The organism is Streptomyces sp. NPDC056948 (genome assembly GCF_042674225.1).
GTDB classification, from domain to species: Bacteria; Actinomycetota; Actinomycetes; order Streptomycetales; family Streptomycetaceae; genus Streptomyces; species Streptomyces purpurascens.
In genome coordinates, this window is sequence record NZ_JBHUQX010000045.1 from 1,873 (window position 1) to 26,476 (window position 24,604).

Annotated in this window: 18 protein-coding genes, 2 rRNA genes, 1 pseudogene and 1 riboswitch; of the genes and pseudogenes, 14 read left to right on the forward strand and 7 right to left on the reverse strand. The window is 67.7% G+C overall.

Translation table 11 applies throughout. The features are described 5' to 3' along the window. The first annotated feature begins 387 nt into the window (after positions 1-387). From ACFTZL_RS08485 to ACFTZL_RS08540, 12 genes and pseudogenes are all read left to right on the forward strand, one after another. Positions 388-3,508: ribosomal RNA gene (locus ACFTZL_RS08485) — 23S ribosomal RNA — on the forward strand. A 91-nt stretch (positions 3,509-3,599) separates the two neighbouring features. Next, a 5S ribosomal RNA gene (gene rrf / locus ACFTZL_RS08490) occupies positions 3,600-3,716 on the forward strand. A gap of 109 nt (positions 3,717-3,825) precedes the next feature. Then, positions 3,826-4,434: a CDP-alcohol phosphatidyltransferase family protein gene (locus tag ACFTZL_RS08495; RefSeq protein ID WP_382579707.1), complete on the forward strand. Its 609-nt coding sequence runs from the start codon at positions 3,826-3,828 to the stop codon at positions 4,432-4,434. Positions 4,435-4,549: 115 nt separating this feature from the next. Next, positions 4,550-7,045, forward strand: coding sequence for a mannose-1-phosphate guanyltransferase (locus tag ACFTZL_RS08500; protein WP_193482053.1), 2,496 nt, complete (start codon positions 4,550-4,552; stop codon positions 7,043-7,045). Between the two features lie 98 nt (positions 7,046-7,143). Then, on the forward strand, positions 7,144-8,055 hold the full coding sequence (locus ACFTZL_RS08505; RefSeq protein ID WP_382579709.1) for a DUF881 domain-containing protein: 912 nt from the start codon (positions 7,144-7,146) through the stop codon (positions 8,053-8,055). After that, entirely contained in the window at positions 8,052-8,384 is a 333-nt protein-coding gene (locus tag ACFTZL_RS08510) for a small basic family protein (RefSeq protein ID WP_003988855.1), read from the forward strand. The genes ACFTZL_RS08505 and ACFTZL_RS08510 overlap by 4 nt, the downstream gene beginning before the upstream one ends. A gap of 5 nt (positions 8,385-8,389) precedes the next feature. After that, positions 8,390-9,328, forward strand: a complete 939-nt coding sequence (locus tag ACFTZL_RS08515; RefSeq protein ID WP_382579711.1) for a DUF881 domain-containing protein — start codon at positions 8,390-8,392, stop codon at positions 9,326-9,328. Positions 9,329-9,389: 61 nt separating this feature from the next. After that, on the forward strand, positions 9,390-10,337 hold the full coding sequence (locus ACFTZL_RS08520) for a zinc-ribbon and FHA domain-containing protein (protein WP_261683213.1): 948 nt from the start codon (positions 9,390-9,392) through the stop codon (positions 10,335-10,337). Positions 10,338-10,390: 53 nt separating this feature from the next. After that, positions 10,391-11,131: a MerR family transcriptional regulator gene (locus ACFTZL_RS08525; RefSeq protein WP_382579713.1), complete on the forward strand. Its 741-nt coding sequence runs from the start codon at positions 10,391-10,393 to the stop codon at positions 11,129-11,131. Positions 11,132-11,216: 85 nt separating this feature from the next. Next, the gene (locus ACFTZL_RS08530; protein WP_003988851.1) at positions 11,217-11,690 is read left to right on the forward strand and encodes a bifunctional nuclease family protein; all 474 of its coding nucleotides are present in this window, start codon (positions 11,217-11,219) and stop codon (positions 11,688-11,690) included. A 314-nt stretch (positions 11,691-12,004) separates the two neighbouring features. Next, positions 12,005-12,688, forward strand: a complete 684-nt coding sequence (locus tag ACFTZL_RS08535) for a MerR family transcriptional regulator (protein ID WP_382579715.1) — start codon at positions 12,005-12,007, stop codon at positions 12,686-12,688. A gap of 145 nt (positions 12,689-12,833) precedes the next feature. Beyond that, positions 12,834-14,336: pseudogene (locus ACFTZL_RS08540) on the forward strand (DNA polymerase IV). Here ACFTZL_RS08540 and ACFTZL_RS08545 read toward each other — a convergent pair. Further along, entirely contained in the window at positions 14,255-14,629 is a 375-nt protein-coding gene (locus tag ACFTZL_RS08545; protein WP_382579717.1) for a PRC-barrel domain-containing protein, read from the reverse strand. The pseudogene ACFTZL_RS08540 and the gene ACFTZL_RS08545 sit on opposite strands and share 82 nt — an antisense overlap. A 113-nt stretch (positions 14,630-14,742) precedes the next feature. Beyond that, positions 14,743-14,838: riboswitch (glycine riboswitch) on the forward strand. Between the two features lie 176 nt (positions 14,839-15,014). Between ACFTZL_RS08545 and gcvP the strand changes: the two genes are divergently transcribed. Beyond that, complete coding sequence (gene gcvP / locus ACFTZL_RS08550) at positions 15,015-17,900, forward strand: aminomethyl-transferring glycine dehydrogenase (protein WP_382579719.1); 2,886 nt, start codon at positions 15,015-15,017, stop codon at positions 17,898-17,900. Positions 17,901-17,957: 57 nt separating this feature from the next. Here the strand turns inward: gcvP and ACFTZL_RS08555 are convergent, their stop codons facing one another. The 5 genes from ACFTZL_RS08555 to ACFTZL_RS08575 form a co-directional block, all read right to left on the reverse strand. Next, entirely contained in the window at positions 17,958-18,377 is a 420-nt protein-coding gene (locus tag ACFTZL_RS08555) for a molybdopterin-binding protein (RefSeq protein WP_382579721.1), read from the reverse strand. A gap of 26 nt (positions 18,378-18,403) precedes the next feature. Beyond that, positions 18,404-19,486: an ABC transporter ATP-binding protein gene (locus ACFTZL_RS08560; RefSeq protein WP_382579723.1), complete on the reverse strand. Its 1,083-nt coding sequence runs from the start codon at positions 19,484-19,486 to the stop codon at positions 18,404-18,406. Between the two features lie 19 nt (positions 19,487-19,505). Continuing rightward, positions 19,506-20,342 carry a molybdate ABC transporter permease subunit gene (gene modB / locus ACFTZL_RS08565; protein WP_382579724.1) on the reverse strand — a complete coding sequence of 279 codons (837 nt, stop codon included), beginning with the start codon at positions 20,340-20,342 and terminating at the stop codon, positions 19,506-19,508. Next, complete coding sequence (gene modA, locus ACFTZL_RS08570) at positions 20,339-21,154, reverse strand: molybdate ABC transporter substrate-binding protein (protein WP_382579726.1); 816 nt, start codon at positions 21,152-21,154, stop codon at positions 20,339-20,341. Before modA ends, modB begins: the two co-directional genes overlap by 4 nt. 158 nt (positions 21,155-21,312) lie before the next feature. Beyond that, a complete protein-coding gene (locus ACFTZL_RS08575; protein ID WP_328337319.1) occupies positions 21,313-21,708 on the reverse strand; it encodes a helix-turn-helix transcriptional regulator in 396 nt (131 codons plus the stop codon). A gap of 166 nt (positions 21,709-21,874) precedes the next feature. On the opposite strand from ACFTZL_RS08575, the gene ACFTZL_RS08580 reads away from it, so the two are divergent. Continuing rightward, the gene (locus ACFTZL_RS08580) at positions 21,875-22,441 is read left to right on the forward strand and encodes a DUF1707 domain-containing protein (RefSeq protein ID WP_382579727.1); all 567 of its coding nucleotides are present in this window, start codon (positions 21,875-21,877) and stop codon (positions 22,439-22,441) included. A gap of 6 nt (positions 22,442-22,447) precedes the next feature. On the opposite strand, the gene ACFTZL_RS08585 is transcribed toward ACFTZL_RS08580, so the two are convergent. Continuing rightward, positions 22,448-24,427 carry an APC family permease gene (locus ACFTZL_RS08585; RefSeq protein ID WP_382579728.1) on the reverse strand — a complete coding sequence of 660 codons (1,980 nt, stop codon included), beginning with the start codon at positions 24,425-24,427 and terminating at the stop codon, positions 22,448-22,450. Positions 24,428-24,604: the final 177 nt, after the last annotated feature.

Here is a 24,604-nt window from a genome sequence, read left to right on the forward strand (position 1 = left end):
CTGTCGAAGGTGGGACTGGCGATTGGGACGAAGTCGTAACAAGGTAGCCGTACCGGAAGGTGCGGCTGGATCACCTCCTTTCTAAGGAGCACTTCTTACCGATCCCTTCGGGGTGAGGTCAGAGGCCAGTACATCGGCGAATGTCTGATGCTGGTTGCTCATGGGTGGAACGTTGACTATTCGGCACACTTGATCGTCTTCTCCTTCTAGTACTGCTCTTTTGAGTGTGGAACGTTGAGGGGAGCGGGGAGTGTGTCGGGCACGCTGTTGGGTGTCTGAGGGAACGAAATTTCCTCAGTCGCCGGCCCCAGTGAACTCGCCTGTAAGGGTGGGGTGATGGGTGGCTGGTCGTTGTTTGAGAACTGCACAGTGGACGCGAGCATCTGTGGCCAAGTTTTTAAGGGCGCACGGTGGATGCCTTGGCACCAGGAACCGATGAAGGACGTGGGAGGCCACGATAGTCCCCGGGGAGTCGTCAACCAGGCTTTGATCCGGGGGTTTCCGAATGGGGAAACCCGGCAGTCGTCATGGGCTGTCACCCTTGCCTGAACACATAGGGCAAGTGGAGGGAACGCGGGGAAGTGAAACATCTCAGTACCCGCAGGAAGAGAAAACAACCGTGATTCCGGGAGTAGTGGCGAGCGAAACCGGATGAGGCCAAACCGTATGCGTGTGAGACCCGGCAGGGGTTGCGTATACGGGGTTGTGGGATCTCTCTTTCACAGTCTGCCGGCTGTGAGGCGAGTCAGAAACCGTTGATGTAGGCGAAGGACATGCGAAAGGTCCGGCGTAGAGGGTAAGACCCCCGTAGTCGAAACATCAGCGGCTCGTTTGAGAGACACCCAAGTAGCACGGGGCCCGAGAAATCCCGTGTGAATCTGGCGGGACCACCCGCTAAGCCTAAATATTCCCTGGTGACCGATAGCGGATAGTACCGTGAGGGAATGGTGAAAAGTACCGCGGGAGCGGAGTGAAATAGTACCTGAAACCGTGTGCCTACAAGCCGTGGGAGCGTCGGATATGTGCTTGCACATATCTCGTGACTGCGTGCCTTTTGAAGAATGAGCCTGCGAGTTTGCGGTGTGTTGCGAGGTTAACCCGAGTGGGGAAGCCGTAGCGAAAGCGAGTCCGAATAGGGCGTTTCAGTAGCACGCTCAAGACCCGAAGCGGAGTGATCTAGCCATGGGCAGGTTGAAGCGGAGGTAAGACTTCGTGGAGGACCGAACCCACCAGGGTTGAAAACCTGGGGGATGACCTGTGGTTAGGGGTGAAAGGCCAATCAAACTCCGTGATAGCTGGTTCTCCCCGAAATGCATTTAGGTGCAGCGTCGTGTGTTTCTTGCCGGAGGTAGAGCACTGGATAGGCGATGGGCCCTACCGGGTTACTGACCTTAGCCAAACTCCGAATGCCGGTAAGTGAGAGCACGGCAGTGAGACTGTGGGGGATAAGCTCCATGGTCGAGAGGGAAACAGCCCAGAGCATCGACTAAGGCCCCTAAGCGTACGCTAAGTGGGAAAGGATGTGGAGTCGCAGAGACAACCAGGAGGTTGGCTTAGAAGCAGCCACCCTTGAAAGAGTGCGTAATAGCTCACTGGTCTAGTGATTCCGCGCCGACAATGTAGCGGGGCTCAAGCGTACCGCCGAAGTCGTGTCATTGCGATATATACCCCCAACGGGGATCGTGATGGGTAGGGGAGCGTCGTGTGCCGGGTGAAGCAGCCGCGTAAGCGAGTTGTGGACGGTTCACGAGTGAGAATGCAGGCATGAGTAGCGATACAAACGTGAGAAACGTTTGCGCCGATTGACTAAGGGTTCCTGGGTCAAGCTGATCTGCCCAGGGTAAGTCGGGACCTAAGGCGAGGCCGACAGGCGTAGTCGATGGATAACCGGTTGATATTCCGGTACCCGCTGTGAAGCGTCAAACATCGAATCCAGTGATGCTAAGCCCGTGAAGCCGTTCCGGACCCTTCGGGGAAAGGAAAGTGGTGGAGCCGGTGACCCAAGTTGGTAGTAGGTGAGTGATGGGGTGACGCAGGAAGGTAGTCCATCCCGGGCGGTGGTTGTCCCGGGGTAAGGGTGTAGGCCGTGGTCTAGGTAAATCCGGATCACATGTGGCTGAGACCTGATGCCGAGCCGATTGTGGTGAAGTGGATGATCCTATGCTGTCGAGAAAAGCCTCTAGCGAGTTTCATGGCGGCCCGTACCCTAAACCGACTCAGGTGGTCAGGTAGAGAATACCGAGGCGTTCGGGTGAACTATGGTTAAGGAACTCGGCAAAATGCCCCCGTAACTTCGGGAGAAGGGGGGCCACGCTTGGTGAGAGGACTTGCTCCTCGAGCTGGGGGTGGCCGCAGAGACCAGCGAGAAGCGACTGTTTACTAAAAACACAGGTCCGTGCGAAGCCGTAAGGCGATGTATACGGACTGACGCCTGCCCGGTGCTGGAACGTTAAGGGGACCGGTTAGTCACTCTTCGGGGTGGCGAAGCTGAGAACTTAAGCGCCAGTAAACGGCGGTGGTAACTATAACCATCCTAAGGTAGCGAAATTCCTTGTCGGGTAAGTTCCGACCTGCACGAATGGCGTAACGACTTCTCGACTGTCTCAACCATAGGCCCGGTGAAATTGCACTACGAGTAAAGATGCTCGTTTCGCGCAGCAGGACGGAAAGACCCCGGGACCTTTACTACAGTTTGATATTGGTGTTCGGTTCGGCTTGTGTAGGATAGCTGGGAGACTTTGAAACTCGCACGCCAGTGTGGGTGGAGTCGTCGTTGAAATACCAGTCTGGTCGTGCTGGATGTCTAACCTGGGTCCGTGATCCGGATCAGGGACAGTGTCTGATGGGTAGTTTAACTGGGGCGGTTGCCTCCTAAAGAGTAACGGAGGCGCCCAAAGGTTCCCTCAGCCTGGTTGGCAATCAGGTGTTGAGTGTAAGTGCACAAGGGAGCTTGACTGTGAGACCGACGGGTCGAGCAGGGACGAAAGTCGGGACTAGTGATCCGGCGGTGGCTTGTGGAAGCGCCGTCGCTCAACGGATAAAAGGTACCCCGGGGATAACAGGCTGATCTTCCCCAAGAGTCCATATCGACGGGATGGTTTGGCACCTCGATGTCGGCTCGTCGCATCCTGGGGCTGGAGTCGGTCCCAAGGGTTGGGCTGTTCGCCCATTAAAGCGGTACGCGAGCTGGGTTTAGAACGTCGTGAGACAGTTCGGTCCCTATCCGCTGTGCGCGTAGGAATATTGAGAAGGGCTGTCCCTAGTACGAGAGGACCGGGACGGACGAACCTCTGGTGTGCCAGTTGTTCTGCCAAGGGCATGGCTGGTTGGCTACGTTCGGGAGGGATAACCGCTGAAAGCATCTAAGCGGGAAGCCTGCTTCGAGATGAGTATTCCCACCTCCTTGAGAGGGTAAGGCTCCCAGTAGACGACTGGGTTGATAGGCCGGATATGGAAGCACGGTAACGTGTGGAGTTGACCGGTACTAATAGGCCGAGGGCTTGTCCTCAGTTGCTCGCGTCCACTGTGTTGGTTCTGAAACCATGAACAGCCCCATGCCAGGTCACGGTATGGTGCGGCAGTTTACAGTTTCATAGTGTTTCGGTGGTTTTAGCGTTAGGGAAACGCCCGGTTACATTCCGAACCCGGAAGCTAAGCCTTTCAGCGCCGATGGTACTGCAGGGGGGACCCTGTGGGAGAGTAGGACGCCGCCGAACTCCTTTTAGAGCTCTGGCTCTTGGGCACACAGCCCGAGAGCCAGAGCTTTTTTGCGTTGAGGTAAGGTCAGTGAGCATCGTTGGCACGTTTCCCACAGGAGGCCCCCGGGTGGAGGTTCAGGAGACTCGCGTCCAGACGGACCGTGTGCTCACCATCCCGAACATCCTGAGCATGGCTCGGCTCGTTGGCGTGCCCCTCTTCCTGTGGCTGATTCTGAGGCCTGAGTTCGGTGGGCCCAAGAGTGACGGCTGGGCCCTCCTGGTACTCGCTCTGAGCGGCATCACCGACTACCTGGACGGCAAGCTCGCACGGCGCTGGAACCAGATCAGCAGCCTCGGCCGGCTACTCGACCCCGCGGCCGACCGGCTCTACATTCTCTCGACTTTGGTCGGTCTCACCTGGCGTGAGATTCTGCCTCTCTGGTTGACCGCTGCGCTTCTGGCGCGAGAGCTGGTTCTGCTGGTGATGGTGGGCATCCTCCGCCGTCACGGCTATCCGCCGCCCCAGGTGAACTTCCTGGGCAAGGCCGCCACCTTCAACCTGATGTATGCCTTCCCGCTGCTCCTGCTCAGTGACGACAGCGGGTGGATCGCGTCACTGGCTGCTATTTTCGGATGGGCGTTCGCCGGATGGGGTACAACGCTGTACTGGTGGGCAGGAGTCCTCTACGTGGTACAAGTCCGCCGCCTGGTCCGTGCGGACGCCATGGCCGACTGAACTTGCGGATTGGTCCCACCGTGGCTGTCCGATGGCCCGTGGTCGAAAAGTGGGGGACAATCCTGGCGGGGGAAGTCGGCTAGACCGTCGTCTCTTAGAGGAGGACGCTTCCGACATGAAGGCCGTCGTGATGGCCGGAGGCGAAGGCACGCGTCTTCGCCCCATGACCTCAAGCATGCCCAAGCCGCTCCTGCCCGTGGCCAACCGCCCGATCATGGAGCACGTTCTGCGGCTGCTCAAAAGGCATGGGCTCAATGAAACCGTCGTTACCGTCCAGTTCCTGGCCTCTCTCGTCAAGAACTACTTCGGTGACGGTGAAGAGCTCGGTATGGAGCTGACCTATGCCAATGAGGAGAAGCCACTCGGTACCGCCGGAAGCGTCAAGAACGCCGAAGAGGCATTGAAGGACGATGCCTTCCTCGTCATCTCCGGCGATGCTCTGACGGATTTCGACCTCACCGAGCTCATCAATTTCCACAAGGAAAAGGGCGCGCTGGTCACAGTTTGTCTGACGCGTGTTCCCAATCCGCTGGAATTCGGCATCACCATTGTCGACGAGGAAGGCAAGGTGGAGCGCTTCCTCGAGAAGCCCACCTGGGGCCAGGTCTTCTCCGACACCGTGAACACCGGCATCTACGTGATGGAGCCCGAGGTCTTCGACTATGTCGAGCCCGATGTGCCCGTCGACTGGTCGGGCGATGTCTTCCCGCAGTTGATGAAGGAAGGCAAGCCCGTCTACGGCTATATCGCCGAGGGGTACTGGGAGGACGTCGGCACCCACGAGAGCTATGTGAAGGCGCAGGCCGACGTCCTGGAGGGCAAGGTCGACGTCGACATCGACGGGTTCGAGATCTCCGCAGGCGTCTGGGTTGCCGAAGGCGCGGAGGTGCACCCCGACGCCGTGCTCCGCGGTCCCCTTTACATCGGGGACTACGCCAAGGTCGAGGCCGGCGCCGAGCTCCGTGAGCACTCCGTCGTGGGCTCCAACGTGGTGGTCAAGAGCGGCGCTTTTCTGCACAAGTCCGTCGTTCACGACAACGTCTACGTGGGGCCGCACAGCAATCTGCGCGGATGCGTGGTCGGGAAGAACACCGACATCATGCGCGCGGCGCGGATCGAGGACGGGGCGGTCATCGGTGATGAGTGTCTGATCGGTGAAGAATCGATCGTCCAGGGCAATGTGCGGGTCTATCCGTTCAAGACCATCGAAGCCGGTGCTTTCGTCAACACCTCGGTCATCTGGGAGTCCAGGGGACAGGCGCACCTCTTCGGAGCCCGCGGTGTGTCCGGCATCCTGAACGTCGAGATCACGCCGGAGCTGGCCGTGCGGCTTGCCGGTGCGTATGCGACCACCTTGAAGAAGGGCTCGACCGTCACCACGGCCCGGGACCATTCGCGTGGCGCCCGTGCGCTGAAGCGGGCGGTGATCTCCGCGTTGCAGGCCAGCGCCATCGACGTACGGGACCTGGAGAATGTGCCGCTGCCCGTGGCGCGGCAGCAGACCGCGCGGGGCAGTGCGGGCGGGATCATGATCCGTACCACGCCCGGGGTGCCGGACTCCGTGGACATCATGTTCTTCGACGGGAACGGTGCGGACCTGTCGCAGGGCAGCCAGCGGAAGCTGGACCGGGTGTTCGCGCGGCAGGAGTACCGTCGGGCGTTCCCCGGAGAGATCGGGGATCTGCACTTCCCGGCCAGCGTCTTCGACTCGTACACCGGGTCGCTGCTGCGGAACGTCGACACGACGGGCATCTCCGAGTCCGGACTGAAGGTCGTCGTGGACGCGTCCAACGGCAGCGCGGGACTCGTGCTGCCGAGTCTGCTCGGGAAGCTCGGGGTCGACTCGCTGACGATCAACCCCGGTCTGGACGAGTCCAGGCCGACGGAGACGGCCGACATGCGGCGGTCGGGGATGGTGCGTCTCGGGGAGATCGTGGCGTCCTCCGGTGCCGCCTTCGGGGTGCGGTTCGACCCGGTCGGTGAGCGGCTGTCCCTCGTCGACGAGAAGGGGCGCATCATCGAGGACGACCGGGCGCTGCTCGTGATGCTGGACCTCGTAGCCGCCGAGCGGCGTAGCGGCAGGGTCGCGCTCCCGGTGACCACGACCCGGATCGCCGAGCAGGTGGCGGCGTACCACGGGACCCAGGTCGAGTGGACGACGACCTCTCCCGACGACCTCACGCGCGTCGGTGGTGAGGAAGGGACGATCTTCGGCGGTGACGGCAAGGGCGGGTTCATCGTCCCCGAGTTCAGCAGTGTGTACGACGCCACCGCGGCTTTCGTACGGCTCATCGGGCTCGTGGCGCGGACGCAGCTCACGCTCAGCCAGATCGACGCCCGGATCCCGCGGGCGCACGTCCTGAAGCGGGACCTGGCGACCCCTTGGGCTGTCAAGGGCCTCGTGATGCGGCGGGTCGTCGAGGCGGCCGGAGATCGCTTCGTGGACACCACGGACGGCGTGCGTGTGGTGGAGACCGACGGGCGCTGGGTGATGGTGCTGCCCGACCCCGCGGAGGCCGTCACCCACCTGTGGGCCGAGGGGCCGGACGACGCCTCCGCGCAGGCCCTGCTGGACGAGTGGTCGGCCGTGGTGGACAGCGCCGGCCGGTAGAACGAGCTGCACGCGTGCGTGCCGGACAAGTGTCCTCAACGGGGCCTGTCCGGCACGCCGGTGGGGCCGTTCGGAGGTAGTGGCCGCGACGTGCGACGATGTGCGGCATGCCGCAGCAACCCCCCATTCGGAGCACACCGACGCGGCCCCGGCGCCTGGATGCGTCCATGTCATTGCTCACCAACGTCATGGACCACAGCCTCGACGACGGATATGCCCAGGCCGCCGAGCGGAAGAAGGACGCGGGCGACGCCGGCATGCCGAAGACTCTCAGGGCGAAGCTGGGGCTCGCGGCGGGCCTGGTGCTCGCGGCCCTGGTCGTGACCGTCGGAGCGGCACAGGCGCGGGTCGCCGCACCGGTCGTCGCCAAGGAGCGGGAAGAGCTGGTCGACCGCATCGACCGGGAGAGCGAGAAGGCGGACAAGCTGGAGGACTCCGTCGACGAGCTGCGGGCGGACGTCAGCGCCCGGCAGCGCGAGGCGCTGAAGCACAGTGGCAGCGCCGGGTCCGATCTGGTGGGCATCATGTCCGGCGCCGCCGCGGTGCACGGTCCCGGCGTGAAGCTCGTGGTGAACGACGCCAAGGACACCGGTGCGGGCAGTGACGGCGACCCGCGCGAGGCCTCCGGGTTCTCCGACACCGGCCGGGTGCGTGACCGGGACATGCAGCGCGTGGTCAACGGGCTGTGGGAGTCGGGCGCCGAGGCGGTCTCCATCAACGGGCAGCGGCTGACGGCGCTGTCCGCGATCAGGGCCGCGGGGGACGCGATACTGGTCGACAACAAACCGCTGGTGCCGCCGTACACGGTGCTCGCGGTGGGGGACGGGCAGCGGCTGAGCACGCGGTTCCAGAACAGCGCGGACGGGTTGTATCTGAACGCGCTCCAGGAGAGCTACGGCGTCAGGACCGCAATCTCCGCGGAGGACGACCTCCGGCTGCCTGCCGCACCGAGTGTGATCGTACGTACAGCACAGCCGAGCACTGAGAAGAGCGAGAAGGGCACATCGTGATCGCCGTACTGGGCCTCGTCGTGGGAGTCGTGGCCGGCCTGTTGGTCCGGCCTGAGGTTCCGGCGGTGGTCGAGCCTTATCTGCCGATCGCCGTCGTAGCGGCGCTCGACGCCGTCTTCGGCGGTCTGCGCGCCATGCTCGACGGCATCTTCGACGACAAGGTCTTCGTGGTGTCGTTCCTGTCGAACGTGGTCGTGGCCGCGTTGATCGTGTTCCTGGGTGACAAGCTGGGCGTGGGTGCCCAGCTGTCCACCGGTGTGGTGGTCGTCCTCGGTATCCGGATCTTCTCCAATGCCGCGGCGATCCGTCGGCACGTCTTCCGGGCGTGAGGCCGATGAGCGAGAACGACAAGAAGCGCGCCGAGGAGAACGGCGACACGCGCGCGGAGCAGCGCGACGGGAGCGGCGAGTCCGGGAACCGGCTCCGCAAGGAGCTGCCCCAGGAGGTGGCCGCGGCGGAGCCTGCCACCCAGGACACCCCGGAGCCTGAACCGGCGCCCGAACCGGCACCTGATCCGGAGCCGGAGTCGGAGGTGGCGCCCGAGCCGCGGCTGACCGGGCGGCAGCGGCTGGTGCAGGGGTTGTGGCCGCCGCGGGTCAGCCGGGCCCAACTCATCGTCGCGCTGCTGCTGTTCGGCCTGGGCTTCGGGCTGGCCGTGCAGGTGGCCTCGAACAGCGACAGTGACAGCGCCCTGCGTGGTGCGCGCCAGGAAGATCTTGTCCGCATCCTCGATGAACTGGATGACCGTACCCAGCGTCTTGAGGACGAGAAGCAAGGGCTCGAGAAGCAGCGCGACGAGCTGGAGAACAGCTCTGACCAGGCCGAGGAGGCCCGGAAGCAGACGATCGAGAAGGAGCGGCAACTCGGCATCCTGGCGGGCACGGTGGCCGCGCAGGGGCCCGGCATCACCATGACCATCGAGGACACGAAGGGGACGGTCGAGTCGGACATGCTGCTCGACGCGGTCCAGGAGCTGCGTGCGGCGGGTGCCGAGGCGATCCAGGTGAACGGCGTACGGGTCGTCGCCGGCACGTATCTCACGGACTCCGGCAAGGGTGTGAGCGTCGACGGGAACAAGATCAACGCGCCCTATCGTTTCAAGGTCATCGGCAAGTCGCAGGACCTCGAGCCGGCGCTCAACATCCCCGGAGGCGTGGTGCAGACTCTCGAGAAGGAACAGGCCATCGTCACCGTGGAGCGGTCGACCAAGATCGTCGTGGACGCCTTGCGAGCAGCGAAGCGGCCTGACTACGCTCGGTCGTCCTCCCAGTGAACCGGCGGTGCATGGGCGGCGTCCGGCGAGGGCATGAGGTTGCGGGGGGTCGGCGCACCGAATGGGTGGTGCGTGGTGGAAACTGTCTGGTGCAGACGGACGTTGTCAGGATGTCCGGGTCGGCCAGAGTGTTCAGTCAGGGTTCGTCCTGCCCCACGGGCGGGTCTGTTTCGGTCAAGGGGAATCGCCCGTGAAGTTGTTTGCGAAGTTGTTCGGCAAGAGCCCGCGAGAGGGCAGCGACAATGCGACCGCCCGTCATCGCGCACAGCCTGACGCGGAGGGCCAGCGGCCGTTGTTCCGGGACCAGGTCGGCGGTCCGGGCGGCGACGTTTCCGGAGGTCAGGGCGCGCCGTCGGTTGACCCTGCGCAGCCCGGCGGCATAGGTTTCGGGCAACCCTCAAGTGCGGGTGGAGGGTTCTCCGACCCGTATGCGTCCAATGCTCCCGGTGGGCAGCCGCGGCAGGAGGATCCCATGTCGGCCCTGGTGTGTACGAGGTGCGGCAACCGCAACGCGGAGAACAGCCGCTTCTGCTCCAACTGCGGCGCGCCGCTGCGAGCGGGGGCGACGCCGGAGCGTCCGTCCGAGACGACTTCCACGATCTCCATCTCCGGTCTCGAGGCCTACGACGCCGAGGCCACCGGCCAGACGCCTACGCCGACCCTGTCTCCCGAGGCGCAGGCGGCCGTGGACGCGCTGCCGCTGGGCTCCGCGCTCCTGGTCGTGCGCCGCGGGCCGAACTCGGGCAGCCGCTTCCTGCTGGACGGCGATCTGACCACGGCCGGCCGTCATCCGCAGAGCGACATCTTCCTGGACGACGTGACGGTCTCCCGGCGGCACGTGGAGTTCCGGCGCGGTCAGGACGGCTCGTTCACGGTGGCCGACGTGGGCAGCCTGAACGGCACGTACGTGAACCGCGAGCGGATCGACCAGGTCGCTGTGAGCAACGGTGACGAGGTGCAGATCGGCAAGTACCGGCTGGTCTTCTACGCCAGCCAGCGGGGTTACTGACCCGGACTGTCTCCGGGGAACCCCAGCGAAGGTCCGTCCGTCAGGGAAGGTCCATGCTTCATACACCGAGCGGCGGTGCCGGGCACGGCGCCGCCGCCACGGACAGTGGGCTGATGAGCATCGGCACGGTGCTGAACGCGCTGCGCGACGAGTTTCCCGAAGTCACCATCTCCAAGATCCGGTTCCTGGAGTCGGAGGGGCTCATCGAGCCGCAGCGGACCCCCTCGGGGTATCGCAAGTTCAGCGCCCGCGACGTGGAGCGCCTCGGTCACGTCCTGAGGATGCAGCGGGATCACTACCTGCCCCTGAAGGTGATTCGCGAGCACCTGGAGGCCATGGAGCGCGGTGAGGCCGTCCCGCTGCCGACCGTGGGCCGTCAGCGTGATGGCGATTCCGCGCCCGAGCCCTACGAGGGGCCTCCCACCGCTGCCAGGGTCGGGCGTGAGGAGCTGCTCGCCGCCGCCGGGGTGGACGAGGGCGAGCTCAAGGAGTGGGAGTCGTACGGGCTGGTCACTCCACTGGAGGACGGGGCGTACGAGGCGGAGGCGGTCACGGTGGCTGCGCTCGTCGCCGAGCTGGGGCGGTTCGGGATCGAGCCGCGGCACCTGCGGGTGATGAAAGCCGCCGCCGACCGTGAGGCCGGGCTGGTGGACCAGGTGGTGGCCCCGTTGAAGCGGCACCGGAACCCGCAGACCAGGGCTCATGCTGAGGCCCGTACCAAGGAGCTGGCGGGGCTCACGGTGAAGCTGCACGCCGCGCTGGTGCAGACGGCGCTCGGGGTGCGGCTGCCATGAGGCGGCCGGACGCGTGGGGGCCGGATCAGGCGCCCGATCCCTGCCCGACTACCCAAACGTCCCGAGCACGGCCTAGGGTTGCTGTGTGAACGAGCTCGATGTCGTAGGTGTCCGGGTCGAAATGCCCTCCAACCAACCGATCGTGCTGCTGCGTGAAGTGGGAGGCGACCGTTACCTCCCCATCTGGATCGGGCCGGGGGAGGCGACGGCGATCGCCTTCGCCCAGCAGGGCATGGCTCCCGCGCGGCCGCTGACCCACGACCTTTTCAAGGACGTGCTGGAAGCCGTCGGTCAGGAGCTCACGGAAGTGCGTATCACGGACCTGCGTGAGGGCGTCTTCTACGCGGAGCTGGTCTTCGCCAGCGGCGTCGAGGTGAGCGCCCGTCCGTCCGACGCCATAGCGCTGGCCCTGCGCACCGGGACGCCGATCTACGGGAGTGACACGGTGCTCGACGACGCCGGTATCGCGATCCCGGACGAGCAGGAGGACGAGGTGGAGAAGTTCCGCGAGTTCCTCGACCAGATCTCCCCGGAGGACTTCGGCAGCAGCAGCCAGTGAGCTCCGGAGGCCGGTGAGTGCCGGTCTGGCTGGGAGTGGCAGCGGTCGTGAGACGCGTGGGCGGCCCGGCGGACGTTGAGTCCGCGGCGGGGCCGCCGCCGTATGTGTGAGGGGTGAATTGCCCGCATGTGCCGGTGGCGAGTGAGAGCGTCACACGGCCCGTGCCGAAGGCATTCGGCTAGCCTTTCCCCGCGGTGGGGCACGGGAAACCACTCTTAGGGTGATTATCACTCGGCGTGGCGAGTGCGGCGATCGTTGACGCACCCCGGGTGACTGCCTACCGTCGAGAAGGCAGGTCAAGGACGGAGGTCGGCGTGAGAAGCAGCGGCGACGGTACGGCTGGGGGCGGCCCCGAGCGCAGTCTCAGGGCGAGCGGTCCGTACGCTCCCCCCGCCTCTCGGCTCCTTTCGGGCGGGGGGTATCCCCAGCCCGATGGTGCGGCCGATCACGCTCCGCAGCGACCGTCGGCCGTGCCGAGCAGCGGAGGGACGACGTCCATGGCGTCCGAGCAGATCGGCTATCGCGGCCCCACGGCCTGCGCGGCCGCCGGTATCACCTACCGGCAGCTCGACTACTGGGCCCGCACCGGTCTCGTCGAGCCGAGTGTGCGCCCCGCCTACGGGTCCGGGACACAGCGGTTGTACAGCTTCCGGGACGTCGTCGTCCTGAAGATCGTCAAGCGGTTCCTCGACACCGGGGTGTCCCTGCAGAACATCCGCACGGCGGTCCAGCACCTCAGGGAACGCGGTTTTCGCGATCTGGAGCGGATGACGCTGATGAGTGACGGTGCGACGGTCTACGAGTGCACCTCGCCCGACGAGGTGCACGCCCTGCTCCAAGGGGGACAGGGCGTCTTCGGGATCGCCGTGGGTGTGGTGTGGCGGGATGTCGAGAGCGCGCTGTCCCAGCTTCACGGGGAGCGGATCGACACCGGCGAGACCCTGGTCGGGCCCAACCCGGCGGACGAGCTGGCGCGGCGGCGGAACCGGGCTGTCTGACCCGTTGGAAGGTGCTGTGCGCGTGCGGCCGCAGTAGGCGGGACGTTTCCGCGCCGGGCGGCAAGCGGTATCTCCCGGGGCGGTCGGGCTGGTTCGGCACGGCGTTGGCAGTGCGTTGTCAGTGGCGTAGGGCAGCATCGGAGTTGTGAGAACCGCGCCTACGATCCTGCATCTCGACATGGATGCCTTCTTCGCCTCGGTGGAGCAGGCGTCCAAGCCGAGTCTGCGCGGGAAGGCCGTGGTCGTGGGCGGACTCGGGCCGCGGGGTGTGGTCGCGACCGCGTCGTACGAGGCCCGGGTCTTCGGGGTGCATTCGGCGTTGCCCATGGCGCAGGCCCGGCGGCTCGCGCCCAACGCCGCGTATCTCGTGCCGCGCTTCGGGCTCTACCGGGCGATCAGCGAGCGGGTGATGGAGCTGCTGGGGGCGCTGTCGCCGCTGGTGGAGCCGCTGAGCCTGGACGAGGCGTTCGTGGACCTGGAGGCCGGGGACGCGGCCTGGGACGAGCGGTCGGCGCGGCTGGCCGGGGTGAAGCTGCGTGCGGACATCCGGGCCGTCACGGGGCTCACGGGGTCGGTGGGGCTGGCCGCGTCCAAGATGCTCGCGAAGATCGCCTCGGAGCAGGCCAAGCCCGACGGGCTGGTGGTGATCGAGCCGGGGACGGAGCGGGCGATGCTGGGGCCGATGTCGGTGCGGACCCTGCCGGGAGTCGGGCCGGCGACGGGCGACCATCTGCGGCGGGCCGGGATCACCACGGTCGAGGAGATAGCCGAGGCGGGTGAGGACGAGCTGGTCCGGCTGCTGGGGAAGGCCCACGGGCACGGGCTCTACGCCATGGCGCTGGCGCGGGACGACCGGCCCGTGGTGGCGGAGCGGGAAGCGAAGTCGGTGTCGGTCGAGGACACCTACGACGTGGACATCCACGACCGGCTGCGGGTCGGGTTGGAGGTGCAGCGGCTCGCCGACCGCTGCGTCGGGCGGCTGCGCGGGGCCGGGCTGTCCGGGCGGACCATCGTGCTGAAGGTGCGGCGGTACGACTTCTCGACACGCACCCGGTCCGAGACGCTGCGGGGGCCGACGGACGATCCCGGGGTGATCCGTGAAGCGGCGGCCAGACTGCTGGAGTCGGTCGACACGACGGGCGGCGTGCGGCTGCTCGGAGTGGGTGTCAGCGGGCTCGCCGACTACACGCAGGAGGATCTGTTCGCGCAGGCGGCCGGGGAGCGGGCGGTCGCGGAGGGCCCGGTCGAGGAGCACGCCGCGGCGCCGGTCGAGGAGCAGCCCGCGCCGGCCGAGCGGCGGTGGCCCGCCGGGCACGATGTGCGGCACGCCGGGTTCGGGCACGGGTGGGTGCAGGGCAGCGGCCTGGGGCGGGTCACCGTTCGGTTCGAGACGCCTGACTCGGAGCCCGGGCGTGTGCGGACCTTCCGGGTCGACGATCCGGAGCTGGAGCCGGCGGATCCGTTGCCGCTGGTGTTACGAGAGCCCGAGGAGGGTCATGGGCCGGATGGTGACTCCGGGGGTGTGGGGCTGCGCTCCGCCGCCCCTTAGGGGGCTCGCCGGGGGCTTCAGGCCGTCTCGTCCGTGCCTGCCATTTTGCCGAACTCGTGGTCCTGGAGCGGGGGAGGGGCGGCGACGTCGAGGCCGTAGTGGTGGTAGAGCTGCAGTTCCTGCTCCGGGGAGAGGTGGCGGCCCACGCCGAAGTCGGGGGCGTCCTTGATCAGGGCGCGGTCGAAGGGCACGTGGAGGGCGCCGTCGATCAGTTCGCTGGGCTCGAGGGGGACGAAAGCGTCCCTGCTGAACAGACCGGTCCGTATGGCCGCCCACTCCGGGACGCCGGTTGCGTCGTCGAGGTAGACCTCGTCGATCGTGCCGATCCTGGTTCCGTTGCGGTCGAACGCCTTGCGGCCGATCAGGTTGCGCGGATCGATATCGGTTCGCACGGGCCCTCCACATGGTCGCAACTCATCCGTAACCCCTACAAAACGGCACAATCGAGGAGGCGGCCACTCGAAGGTTCGTGCGTCGACCGCGCTGGTAGGCTGACTACGGCTGCTGACCCCGTGCGGGAGAGTCCTCCAGACATCATCGGAGGCGCCGAAGGAGCAAATCCTCCCCGGAATCTCTCAGGCCCACGTACCGCACGGACGAGGTCACTCTGGAAAGCAGGGCGGATGTCACGGCTTCCGCTCTCACCGACGGTGAAAGCCGGAGGCCTTCGGGCGATCCGGTGAAGCTCTCAGGTTGACATGACAGAGGGGGAGGCCGTCCGGGTACCCGTGTCGTGGTGCCCCTCGAAGGTCGTGTCAGACCAGGAGGCCTCCGCATATGACCGCCCATCGCATTCCGCTCTCCGAGCTCGAAGAGGCAGTTCCCTTCGAGCAGCGCCACATCGGCCCCGACCACGAGGCGTGCGCCAAGATGCTCGCGCACGTCGGCTACGGCTCGCTGGACGAGCTCACGGCCGCCGCCGTGCCTGCCGTGATCAAGAGTGCCGAGGCACTGGATCTGCCGGGCGCCCGCAGCGAGGCCGAGGTGATCGCCGAGCTGCGCTCCCTCGCCGACCGCAACCAGGTCCTCGGCTCCATGATCGGGCTCGGCTACTACGGCACGTTCACGCCGCCGGTCATCATGCGCAACGTCATGGAGAACCCGTCCTGGTACACGGCCTACACGCCGTACCAGCCGGAGATCTCGCAGGGCCGGCTCGAGGCGCTGCTCAACTTCCAGACCATGGTCGCCGACCTGACCGGACTGCCGACCTCCGGCGCCTCCCTGCTCGACGAGGGCACCGCGGCGGCCGAGGCCATGGCGCTGTCGCGGCGGCTGGGCAAGAACAAGAAGGGCCTGTTCCTGGTCGACGCGGACGCGCTGCCGCAGACCATCGCCGTGATCGAGACCCGGGCCGAGCCGACCGGTGTCGAGGTCGTCGTCGCCGATCTCAGTGACGGCATCCCCGCCGAGGTCGCCGAGCGCGAGATCAACGGCGTGCTGATCCAGTACCCGGGCGCCTCCGGAGCCGTACGGGACATCAAGCCGGTCATCGACCAGGCGCACGAGCTCGGGGCGCTCGTCACCGTCGCCGCCGATCTGCTCGCGCTGACCCTGCTGACGTCGCCCGGTGAGCTCGGCGCGGACATCGCGGTCGGGACGACGCAGCGGTTCGGCGTGCCGATGGGCTTCGGCGGACCGCACGCCGGTTACATGGCCGTCGGGGAGAAGATGGCGCGCAGCCTGCCCGGGCGGCTCGTCGGGGTGTCCGTGGACGCCGACGGGAACAAGGCCTACCGGCTGGCGCTGCAGACGCGTGAGCAGCACATCCGTCGTGAGAAGGCCACCAGCAACATCTGCACCGCGCAGGTGCTGCTCGCCGTCATGGCCGGTATGTACGCCGTCTACCACGGGCCGGAAGGCCTGAAGAGCATCGCGCGGCGCACCCACCGGTACGCCACGGTCCTCGCCGCCGGGCTCGCGAGCGGCGGTGTCGAGGTCGTGCACGGGGCCTACTTCGACACCCTGACCGTGCGCGTCGAGGGCCGGGCCGCCGAGGTCGTGGCCGCCGCCGAGCGGAACGGGGTCAACCTGCGTCCCGTCGACGCCGACCACGTCTCGATCTCCTGCGACGAGACCACGACGCGGGCCCAGCTTCGTGCCGTATGGGCCGCGTTCGGGGTCGAGGGTGTCGTCGAGGCGCTGGACGCCGCTACGGAGGACGGGCTTCCGGGTGCCCTGCTGCGGTCCGACGAGTACATGACGCACCCCGTCTTCCACCAGTACCGCTCCGAGACCGCCATGCTGCGCTACCTGCGGCGGCTGGCCGACCGCGACTACGCGCTCGACCGCGGCATGATCCCGCTGGGCTCCTGCACCATGAAGCTCAACGCGACCACGGAGATGGAGCCGGTCACCTGGCCCGAGTTCGGGCAGCTGCACCCCTTCGCCCCCGCCGGGCAGGCCGAGGGCTACCTCACGCTCATCCACGAGCTGGAGGAGCGTCTCGCCGAGGTCACCGGGTACGACAAGGTGTCCCTCCAGCCGAACGCCGGGTCGCAGGGCGAGCTGGCCGGTCTGCTCGCCGTACGCGGGTACCACCGGGCCAATGGGGACGAGCAGCGCACCGTGTGCCTGATCCCCTCGTCCGCGCACGGGACCAACGCCGCGAGCGCGGTGATGGCGGGCATGAAGGTCGTCGTCGTCAAGACCGCCGACGACGGGGAGATCGACGTCGAGGACCTGCGGGCGAAGATCGAGCAGCACCGTTACGAGCTGGCGGTGCTGATGATCACGTACCCCTCGACCCACGGTGTGTTCGAGGAGCACGTCTCCGAGATCTGCGCCCAGGTGCACGAGGCGGGCGGGCAGGTCTACGTCGACGGGGCCAACCTGAACGCGCTCGTGGGGCTGGCCAAGCCGGGGCACTTCGGCGGGGACGTGTCGCACCTGAACCTGCACAAGACGTTCTGCATCCCGCACGGCGGCGGCGGGCCCGGCGTGGGTCCGGTGGCGGTGCGTGAGCACCTCGCGCCGTATCTGCCGAACCATCCGCTGCAGCCCGAGGCGGGCCCGGAGACCGGGGTCGGCCCCATCTCGGCGGCGCCGTGGGGCTCGGCCGGGATCCTGCCGATCTCGTGGGCGTACGTCCGGCTGATGGGCGGCGAGGGAATGAAGCGGGCCACGCAGGTGGCGGTGCTCAGCGCCAACTACATCGCCAAGCGCCTGGAGCCGCACTACCCGGTGCTCTACACCGGCCCCGGCGGGCTTGTCGCGCACGAGTGCATCATCGACCTGCGGCCGCTGACCAAGGCGACCGGCGTGAGCGTCGACGACGTCGCCAAGCGGCTGATCGACTACGGCTTCCACGCGCCGACGATGTCGTTCCCGGTGGCCGGGACGCTGATGATCGAGCCGACCGAGTCGGAGGACCTGGCCGAGCTGGACCGGTTCTGCGAGGCGATGATCGCCATCCGTGCGGAGATCGAGAAGGTCGGCTCCGGCGCGTGGCCCGCGGATGACAACCCGCTGCGGGGCGCCCCGCACACCGCCGGCGCGCTCGCCGGGGAGTGGGAGCACGCCTACAGCCGTGAGGACGCGGTCTTCCCGGCCGGAGTCGCGGCTTCCGACAAGTACTGGCCGCCGGTGCGCCGCATCGACCAGGCCTTCGGCGACCGGAACCTGGTGTGCTCCTGCCCGCCGCTGGACGCGTACGAGGACTGATCGACCGACCGGTCAGAAGAAGGGGCTCCGCGGTGCGGGGCCCCTTCGTCATGTCCGTCATGCGACGGCGAGTGACACCTCGGTCGACTTGATCAGGGCGACGACGGGGGTTCCGGCCGAGAGGCGGAGATCGTCCGCGGCGTCCTTGGTGATCGCCGCCGTCAGTTCGCCGCCTTCGACGGTGATCCGGACGGTGGCCATCGCGTCGCCGGCCGCGATGCCGGTGACCGTGCCGGGGAGCCGGTTGCGGATGGACAGGCCCTCGACGGGGGCGGTGGCCAGCGCGACCTCCGTCGACTTCACCAGGGCGCGCACGGTGGTGCCCGGTGTGAGACCGAGGTCGTCGGCGGCTTCGCGGGTGATCGCGGCGGTGAGGTCCTGGCCGCCGGTGAGGCGAACCCTGACCGTCGCCATGGCCTCGCCCGGCGTGACGGCGGTGATGGTGCCGGGGAGCTGGTTGCGGATGCTCAGGCTCATGGGTGCACGGTAGCCCGGTGAGTGCCTTATGCCGGGTACGCGTGCGTCTGCGTCGCCTTGACCGCCGCCCAGACCGGTGCCCCGGGGTGCAGATCGAGTTCGGCCGCGGCGACCGTGGTGAGGTCGGCGGTCAGAGGGAGTTCGCCGGTGAGGTCCACGCGGATCTGGTCGGCGTGCGTCTCCAGGCCGGCGACCTCGCAGCGCCACAGGTTGCGGGCGCTGGAGCCGCTGGGGCGTTGCCGGTACAGCGTCACCGCGCCGGGCGGGAAGGCCACGAAGGCCGGGCCGGAGAGTTCCTCCGTGGTCGTGATGGCCGGACCCGTGTCGAGCCGGACCGTGTGGCCGTCGGCCTGTCCCCGGTACAGGTTGAGGCCGACGAGCCGGGCGATGTAGTCCGTGCGGGGGTGGCGGGCGATGTCTGAGGGCGTGCCCTCCTGGACGACATGGCCGTGCTCGACGACGACCAGGCGGTCGGCCAGCACCATGGCGTCCAGCGGGTCGTGTGTGACGAGGACGGCGACCGCCTCGAACTCGGCGAGGTGACGCCGGAGCTGGGCACGCACCTCCAGGCGGGTGCGGGCGTCGAGGGCGGCGAGGGGTTCGTCGAGGAGCAGCAGCCGGGGCAGGGTGGCCAGGGCCCGGGCCAGGGCCACGCGCTGGGCCTGGCCGCCGGAGAGACGGCGGGGCTTGGCACCGGCGTGGTCGGCCAGGCCCATACGGTCCAGCCACTCGGCGGCCTGGGCGCGGGCCTCGGCCTTGCCGGTGCCCCGGCAGCGCGGCCCGAAGGCGACGTTGTCCAGGGCGGTCAGATGCGGGAAGAGCAGATAGTCCTGGAAGACGACGCCTACCGGGCGGGACTCGGGAGGTATGCCGTCCAGCCGCCTGCCGTCCAGTGCCAGATGGCCCGACGTGAGCGGCGCGAGACCCGCGAGCGCGCGCAGGGCGGTGGTCTTGCCCGCGCCGTTGGGCCCGAGCAGCGCGACGACGTCACCGGGGGCGGCGGCGAGCGTGACATCGAGCCGGAAAGCGCCGCGGTCGACCACGAGGTGGGCGTCGAGGCCCTCGGCCAGAAGGCCGGATGTGTCGTCGCGGTCGGTCGTCTGGGTCATGAGGTGTACGTCCAGGGTGTCAGGAGGCCGTCATCCAGCGGTCGCGCAGGGCGGCGAGTACCGCGATGGACACGGCCAGCAGCACCAGGCTCAGGGCGATCGCGGCGGCCGGGTCGTTCTGCAGGGCGAGGTAGACCGCGAGCGGCATGGTCTGGGTGCGGCCCGGGAAGTTGCCCGCGAAGGTGATCGTCGCGCCGAACTCGCCTAGCGCACGGGCCCAGGCCAGCACGGCACCGGCCGCGATGCCCGGCGCGATCAGCGGCAGGGTGACCCGGCGGAACGCGGTGAAGCGGGAGGCGCCCAGGGTGGTGGCCGCCTCCTCGTAGCGCGGGTCGGCGGCCCGCAGGGTGCCCTCCACGCTGATCACGAGGAACGGCATCGCCACGAAGGTCTCGGCGAGGACCACACCCGTCGTGGTGAAGGGCAGGGTGATCCCGAACCAGGAGTCGAGCCACTGCCCGATCACGCCGTTGCGCCCGAAGGCCAGCAGCAGGGCCACACCGCCCACGACCGGCGGCAGCACCAGCGGCAGCGTCACCAGGGCCCGTACGAAACCGCGGCCGGGGAACCGCGTGCGGGCCAGCAGCCAGGCCAGGGGCACCCCGACCACCAGGCTCAACCCCGTCGCCGCCGTCGCGCAGATGAGGGAGAGCCGCAGCGCCTCCCACACGTCGGCGCTGGTCAGCTGCTCGGGAAGGCTGCGCCAGGGCGCCCGGACGAGCAGGGCGATCAGGGGCAGCAGCAGGAAGGCCAGTCCGGCCAGGGCGGGCACCAGCAGGGGAACCGGCACCGTGCGGCTCCGCCGGACGGTGCGGTCGCGGCGGGGCCGGCTCTCCACGGTGTCGGTGCTCGTCACGGCTTGAGGAACCCGGCCCCGGACAGCACCTGCTGGCCTTCGGCGGACCTCACCAGTGCCATGAAGGCCTTCGCCGTGTCGGGGTTGGGGGCGTTCTTGAGCAGCGAGATCGGATAGTCGTTGACGGCCTTGGCCGACTCGGGGAACTCCACGCCCTCCACCCTGTCACCCGCCGCGCGCACGTCGGTCTTGTAGACGACGGCGGCGTCGGCCTCCTTCAGCTCGACCTTGGTCAGGGCGCTCTTGACGTCCTGTTCGTAGGAGACGGGGGTGAGCTTCAGGCCGCCGGCGTCCAGTGCCTTCTGGGCGGCGGCACCGCACGGGACCGTCTTGTCGCACAGGACGACCTTCAGGCCGGACTTGGTGAGGTCCTTCAGTGAGGAGATCCGGTCGGGGTTGCCCGGCAGGGTGGCGATCTCCAGCCGGTTGCGGACAAAGGTGGCCGGCGTGCCCGCCGCGTCCCCCTTGTCCGTCACGATCGCCATGGTCTTGGTGCTGGCGGCGGCGAAGACATCGGCCGGGGCGCCGCTGGTGATGCTCGCGGCAAGGGTGTCGCTGCCGCCGAAGTTGAAGGTGACCTTCGTGCCCGGGTGGTCCTTCTCGAACTCCTTGCCCAGCGTCGTGAAGCTCTCCTTGAGGGAAGCGGCGGCGAAGACGGTGACCTCGCCGGAGAGCTTCGGTGACGAGGACGCCGAGGAGCCCTTGTCCGAACCCGAGTCGGAGGAGGAGCAGGCGCTCAGGGTCAGCAGCGCCGCGGCGGACACACCGGCGACCTGGAGCATCCGGCGGGTCCGGTGCGCGGAACGGGTCATCTCGGGGCCACTCCCTCTGTGTGCCGGAGGAAGAGCCCGCCGGGCCCTTCCGATACGTCGATCATACTGACGCATCTGCGAGGCAGAAGTCTCCTGTCACTTCGCATGAGCGAGGGTGGATGGCCCTGCGGGTGTGTATGTGCGTTCGTACGTACGGCTCAGACGCGGTCGATGTGGACGTTCGTCGACTTCACGCGGGCCGTCGCCTCCATGCCCACCTCCAGGCCCAGTTCCTCGACGGCCTCGCGGGTGAGCAGGGAGACGAGCCGGTGGGGACCGGCCTGGATCTCCACCTGGGCGGCGACGTCGCCGAGTTTGATCGCGGTGACGATGCCGGGGAAGGCGTTGCGGGCCGAGGTGTACGGGGCGTCCTCCTCGGCGGCGCCGGACCTGGCGAGTTCGACCGAGAAGGCGGCCAGGTCCCGTCCGTCGACGAGTCGTCGCCCGGCCTCGTCGCGGTGGGTGGTGATCCGGCCGGCGTCCGCCCAGCGCCGGGCGGTGTCCGGGCTCACGCCGAGCAGTCGTGCTGCCTGGCCGATCGTGTAGGACTGCATGCCGGTCACGATAGGGGCGGCGGAGGGGAACGGCGGATGCGGGGTTGGCCGTCGGGTGTGACGCGATATAGCGTTAGTCGGTGACTGGGTGGGCCGGGTGCCGCGCCCGGGAGATCGGGGGGCTGTGATGGCGGGAGAGTTCTCGCGTACCGGTGGATCGCCCGAGGTGAGGGCCTCGCATGCGGACCGGGACCGGATCGTGGACGTGCTGCGCGTCGCCGCGGGCGACGGCCGGCTGACCCTGGAGGAGCTCGACGAGCGGCTGGAGGCCGCGCTGTCCGCCCGTACGGTCGGTGAGCTGGCCGTGCTGACGACGGATCTGCCCGAGGTGGTGGGGGAGACCCCCGTCGAGGCCGAGGACGTCGTCCGGATCGAGCAGCAGGGGGCCTCGACCCGGCGTGGTGACGCCTGGGTGGTGCCGCGGCGCCTGGAGATCCGTTCGTCGTTCGGCGAGGTGACGCTCGACTTCACCGACGCGGTGATCACCCAGGACACGCTGCACATCGACCTGGAGATGGGCGGCGGTGCCCTGAAGCTGGTGACCCGGCCGGGGGTCGTGGTGGACACCGGCTCGCTGGTGCTGAACTACTCCAAGATCAAGGCGCGCCGGGCGGGAGCGGGGGCCGACGCACCCGTCGTGCTGCGTGTGCGGATCACCGGCCGGATCAGCTTCGGGCAGGTCGTGGTGCGCCGGCCTCGGAGAGGCTTCGGCAGGAGAAGATCCAGCGGCTGAGGCCGGTCAGCCGACGTGCACCCTCGGCCGCCGCTTCCGGTCGCGTTCCGCCTCGCGCAGGACCTCGCGGGTCACCGGGGCGACCTCGCCCTGGCCGAACAGGAAGAAGCGCAGGAGGTTGGTGAAGGGTCCGCCTTCGGTCCACTCGAAGTAGATGTGCGGGGTGCAGCCGGTCAGGTCGCGGGCGTGCAGGAGCAGGGCGGCCAGCGCGTTGGGGACGGAGGAGGACTCCAGGGTCAGCACGCGATAGCGGCCGTGAAGCACCTCGCCGCGTACGGTCAGGCTCGCCTCGAACTCCGACGGGTCGGTGACCGTCACCTCGACGAAGACGAAGTCCTCCTGCCCGGGCACGTCGTTGTCCTGCCGGATCTGCTCGATCTTGTCCCGGTACTCCGCGATGTCGCGCCGGTCGGGCTCGTTGGCGATGAACCGCATCCTGCGGCTGGCCATGTCCCGGACGAAGCGCTCCGCCATGCCGTCCAGCGACACGCTGGTCACGCGCAGCTCGAACGCCCGGGCCAGCCGTGACAGCAGGGAGACGAGGATGATCCCGGCGATGAAGCAGGCACCGATCTTCACGCCGTCCGGGCGCTCGATGACGTTGAGCACGGTTGTGTAGAGGAACACCGCGGAGATGACCGCGAAGCCGATGGTCCAGTTGCGCTGCCGGGCCTTGCGGGCGGCGATGGTCACCGCGATCGCGGCGGAGCTGATGAGGACCAGCACACCGGTGGCGTAGGCGCCGCCCTGCGCGTTGACGTCGGCGTCGAAGATCCAGGTGACCAGGAAGGCGATCAGGGTGAAGACGATGACCATGGGCCGTACGGCGCGCGCCCAGTGCGGGGCCATGCCGTAGCGGGGGAGGTAGCGCGGCATCAGATTGAGCAGGCCGGCCATCGCGGAGGCGCCGGCGAACCACAGGATGGCGATCGTCGAGACGTCGTAGACGGTGCCGAAGGCGTTGCCGAGGTAGTCGTGCGCCAGATAGGCCAGGGCGCGTCCGTTGGCCTGGCCGCCCGCCTCGAACTCCTTCTCCGGGATGAGGAGAGTGGTGATGAAGCTGGTGGTGATCAGGAAGACGCTCATGATGAGAGCGGCCGTGGTGAGCAGCTTCTTCGTGTCCCGGATGCGGCCCTTCGGGTTCTCCTCCGTGTCGCCGTCGTCGCCCTTGACATGCGGCATCACGGCGACACCGGTCTCGAATCCGGACAGGCCTAGGGCCAGCTTCGGGAAGACGAGCAGGGCGACGCCGATCATGACGAATATGTTGCCGTGCTGGGTGGTGAGGGCGCTGGACCAGTCGGTGACCACGTGACCGGCGGTGACCACGTGGTAGAGGCCGACGGCCACCACGACCGCGTTCAGCGCGAGGTAGGCGCCCACCAGGGCGACCGCGACGCCGATGGCCTCCAGGAAACCCTTGAGGAACACCGCGCCGAGCAGCGCGACCAGGATCAGGGTGATCAGCAACTGCTTGTCGTGCAGGGCGCTGTTCAGGTGCGGGTTCTCCACCAGGTGAGTGGAGGCGTCGGCGGCCGACAGGGTGATGGTGATCAGGAAGTCGGTGGCGGCGAAGCCCAGCAGGGTCAGCACGAACAGCTTGCCCTGCCAGAAGGACAGCAGCCGCTCCAGCATCGCGATCGAGCCCTCGCCGTGAGGGCTCTCCTCGGCCACCCGGCGGTAGACCGGCAGGGCGCCCGCCAGCGTGACGATCACCAGCACGATCGTCGCGATCGGGGAGAGCAGTCCGGCGGCGAGGGCCGCGATGCCCGGCTGGTAGCCGAGCGTGGAGAAGTAGTCGACGCCGGTCAGGCACATCACCCGCCACCAGGGCTGGCCCTTGTGCGGGGGCTCCGGTTCGGCGTGGGGTCCGGTGTGGCCGCCGCCCTTGCCCATGTCGGACAGGCCCTCCAGCATCCAGGCGCGCAGGCGACCGGGTGGGGTGGCCTCCGTACGGCTCGGTGGCAGGTGCTCAGTGGTGGCCATCGAAGGTGCTCCCGGGAGGCGGCGCAGGGTATTTCCGGCCATCACTGGACGGCCCGATCAGCGTAAGCGGAGCGTGATGTCGTGGCCCTCGGATGAGAGGTGTGAGCGCGTCAAGCTTCCGTTAAGACTCGGCGTCTGGCGCCCCCGTTCGGGGTGCCCGGGGCGTGAAACGCGAGC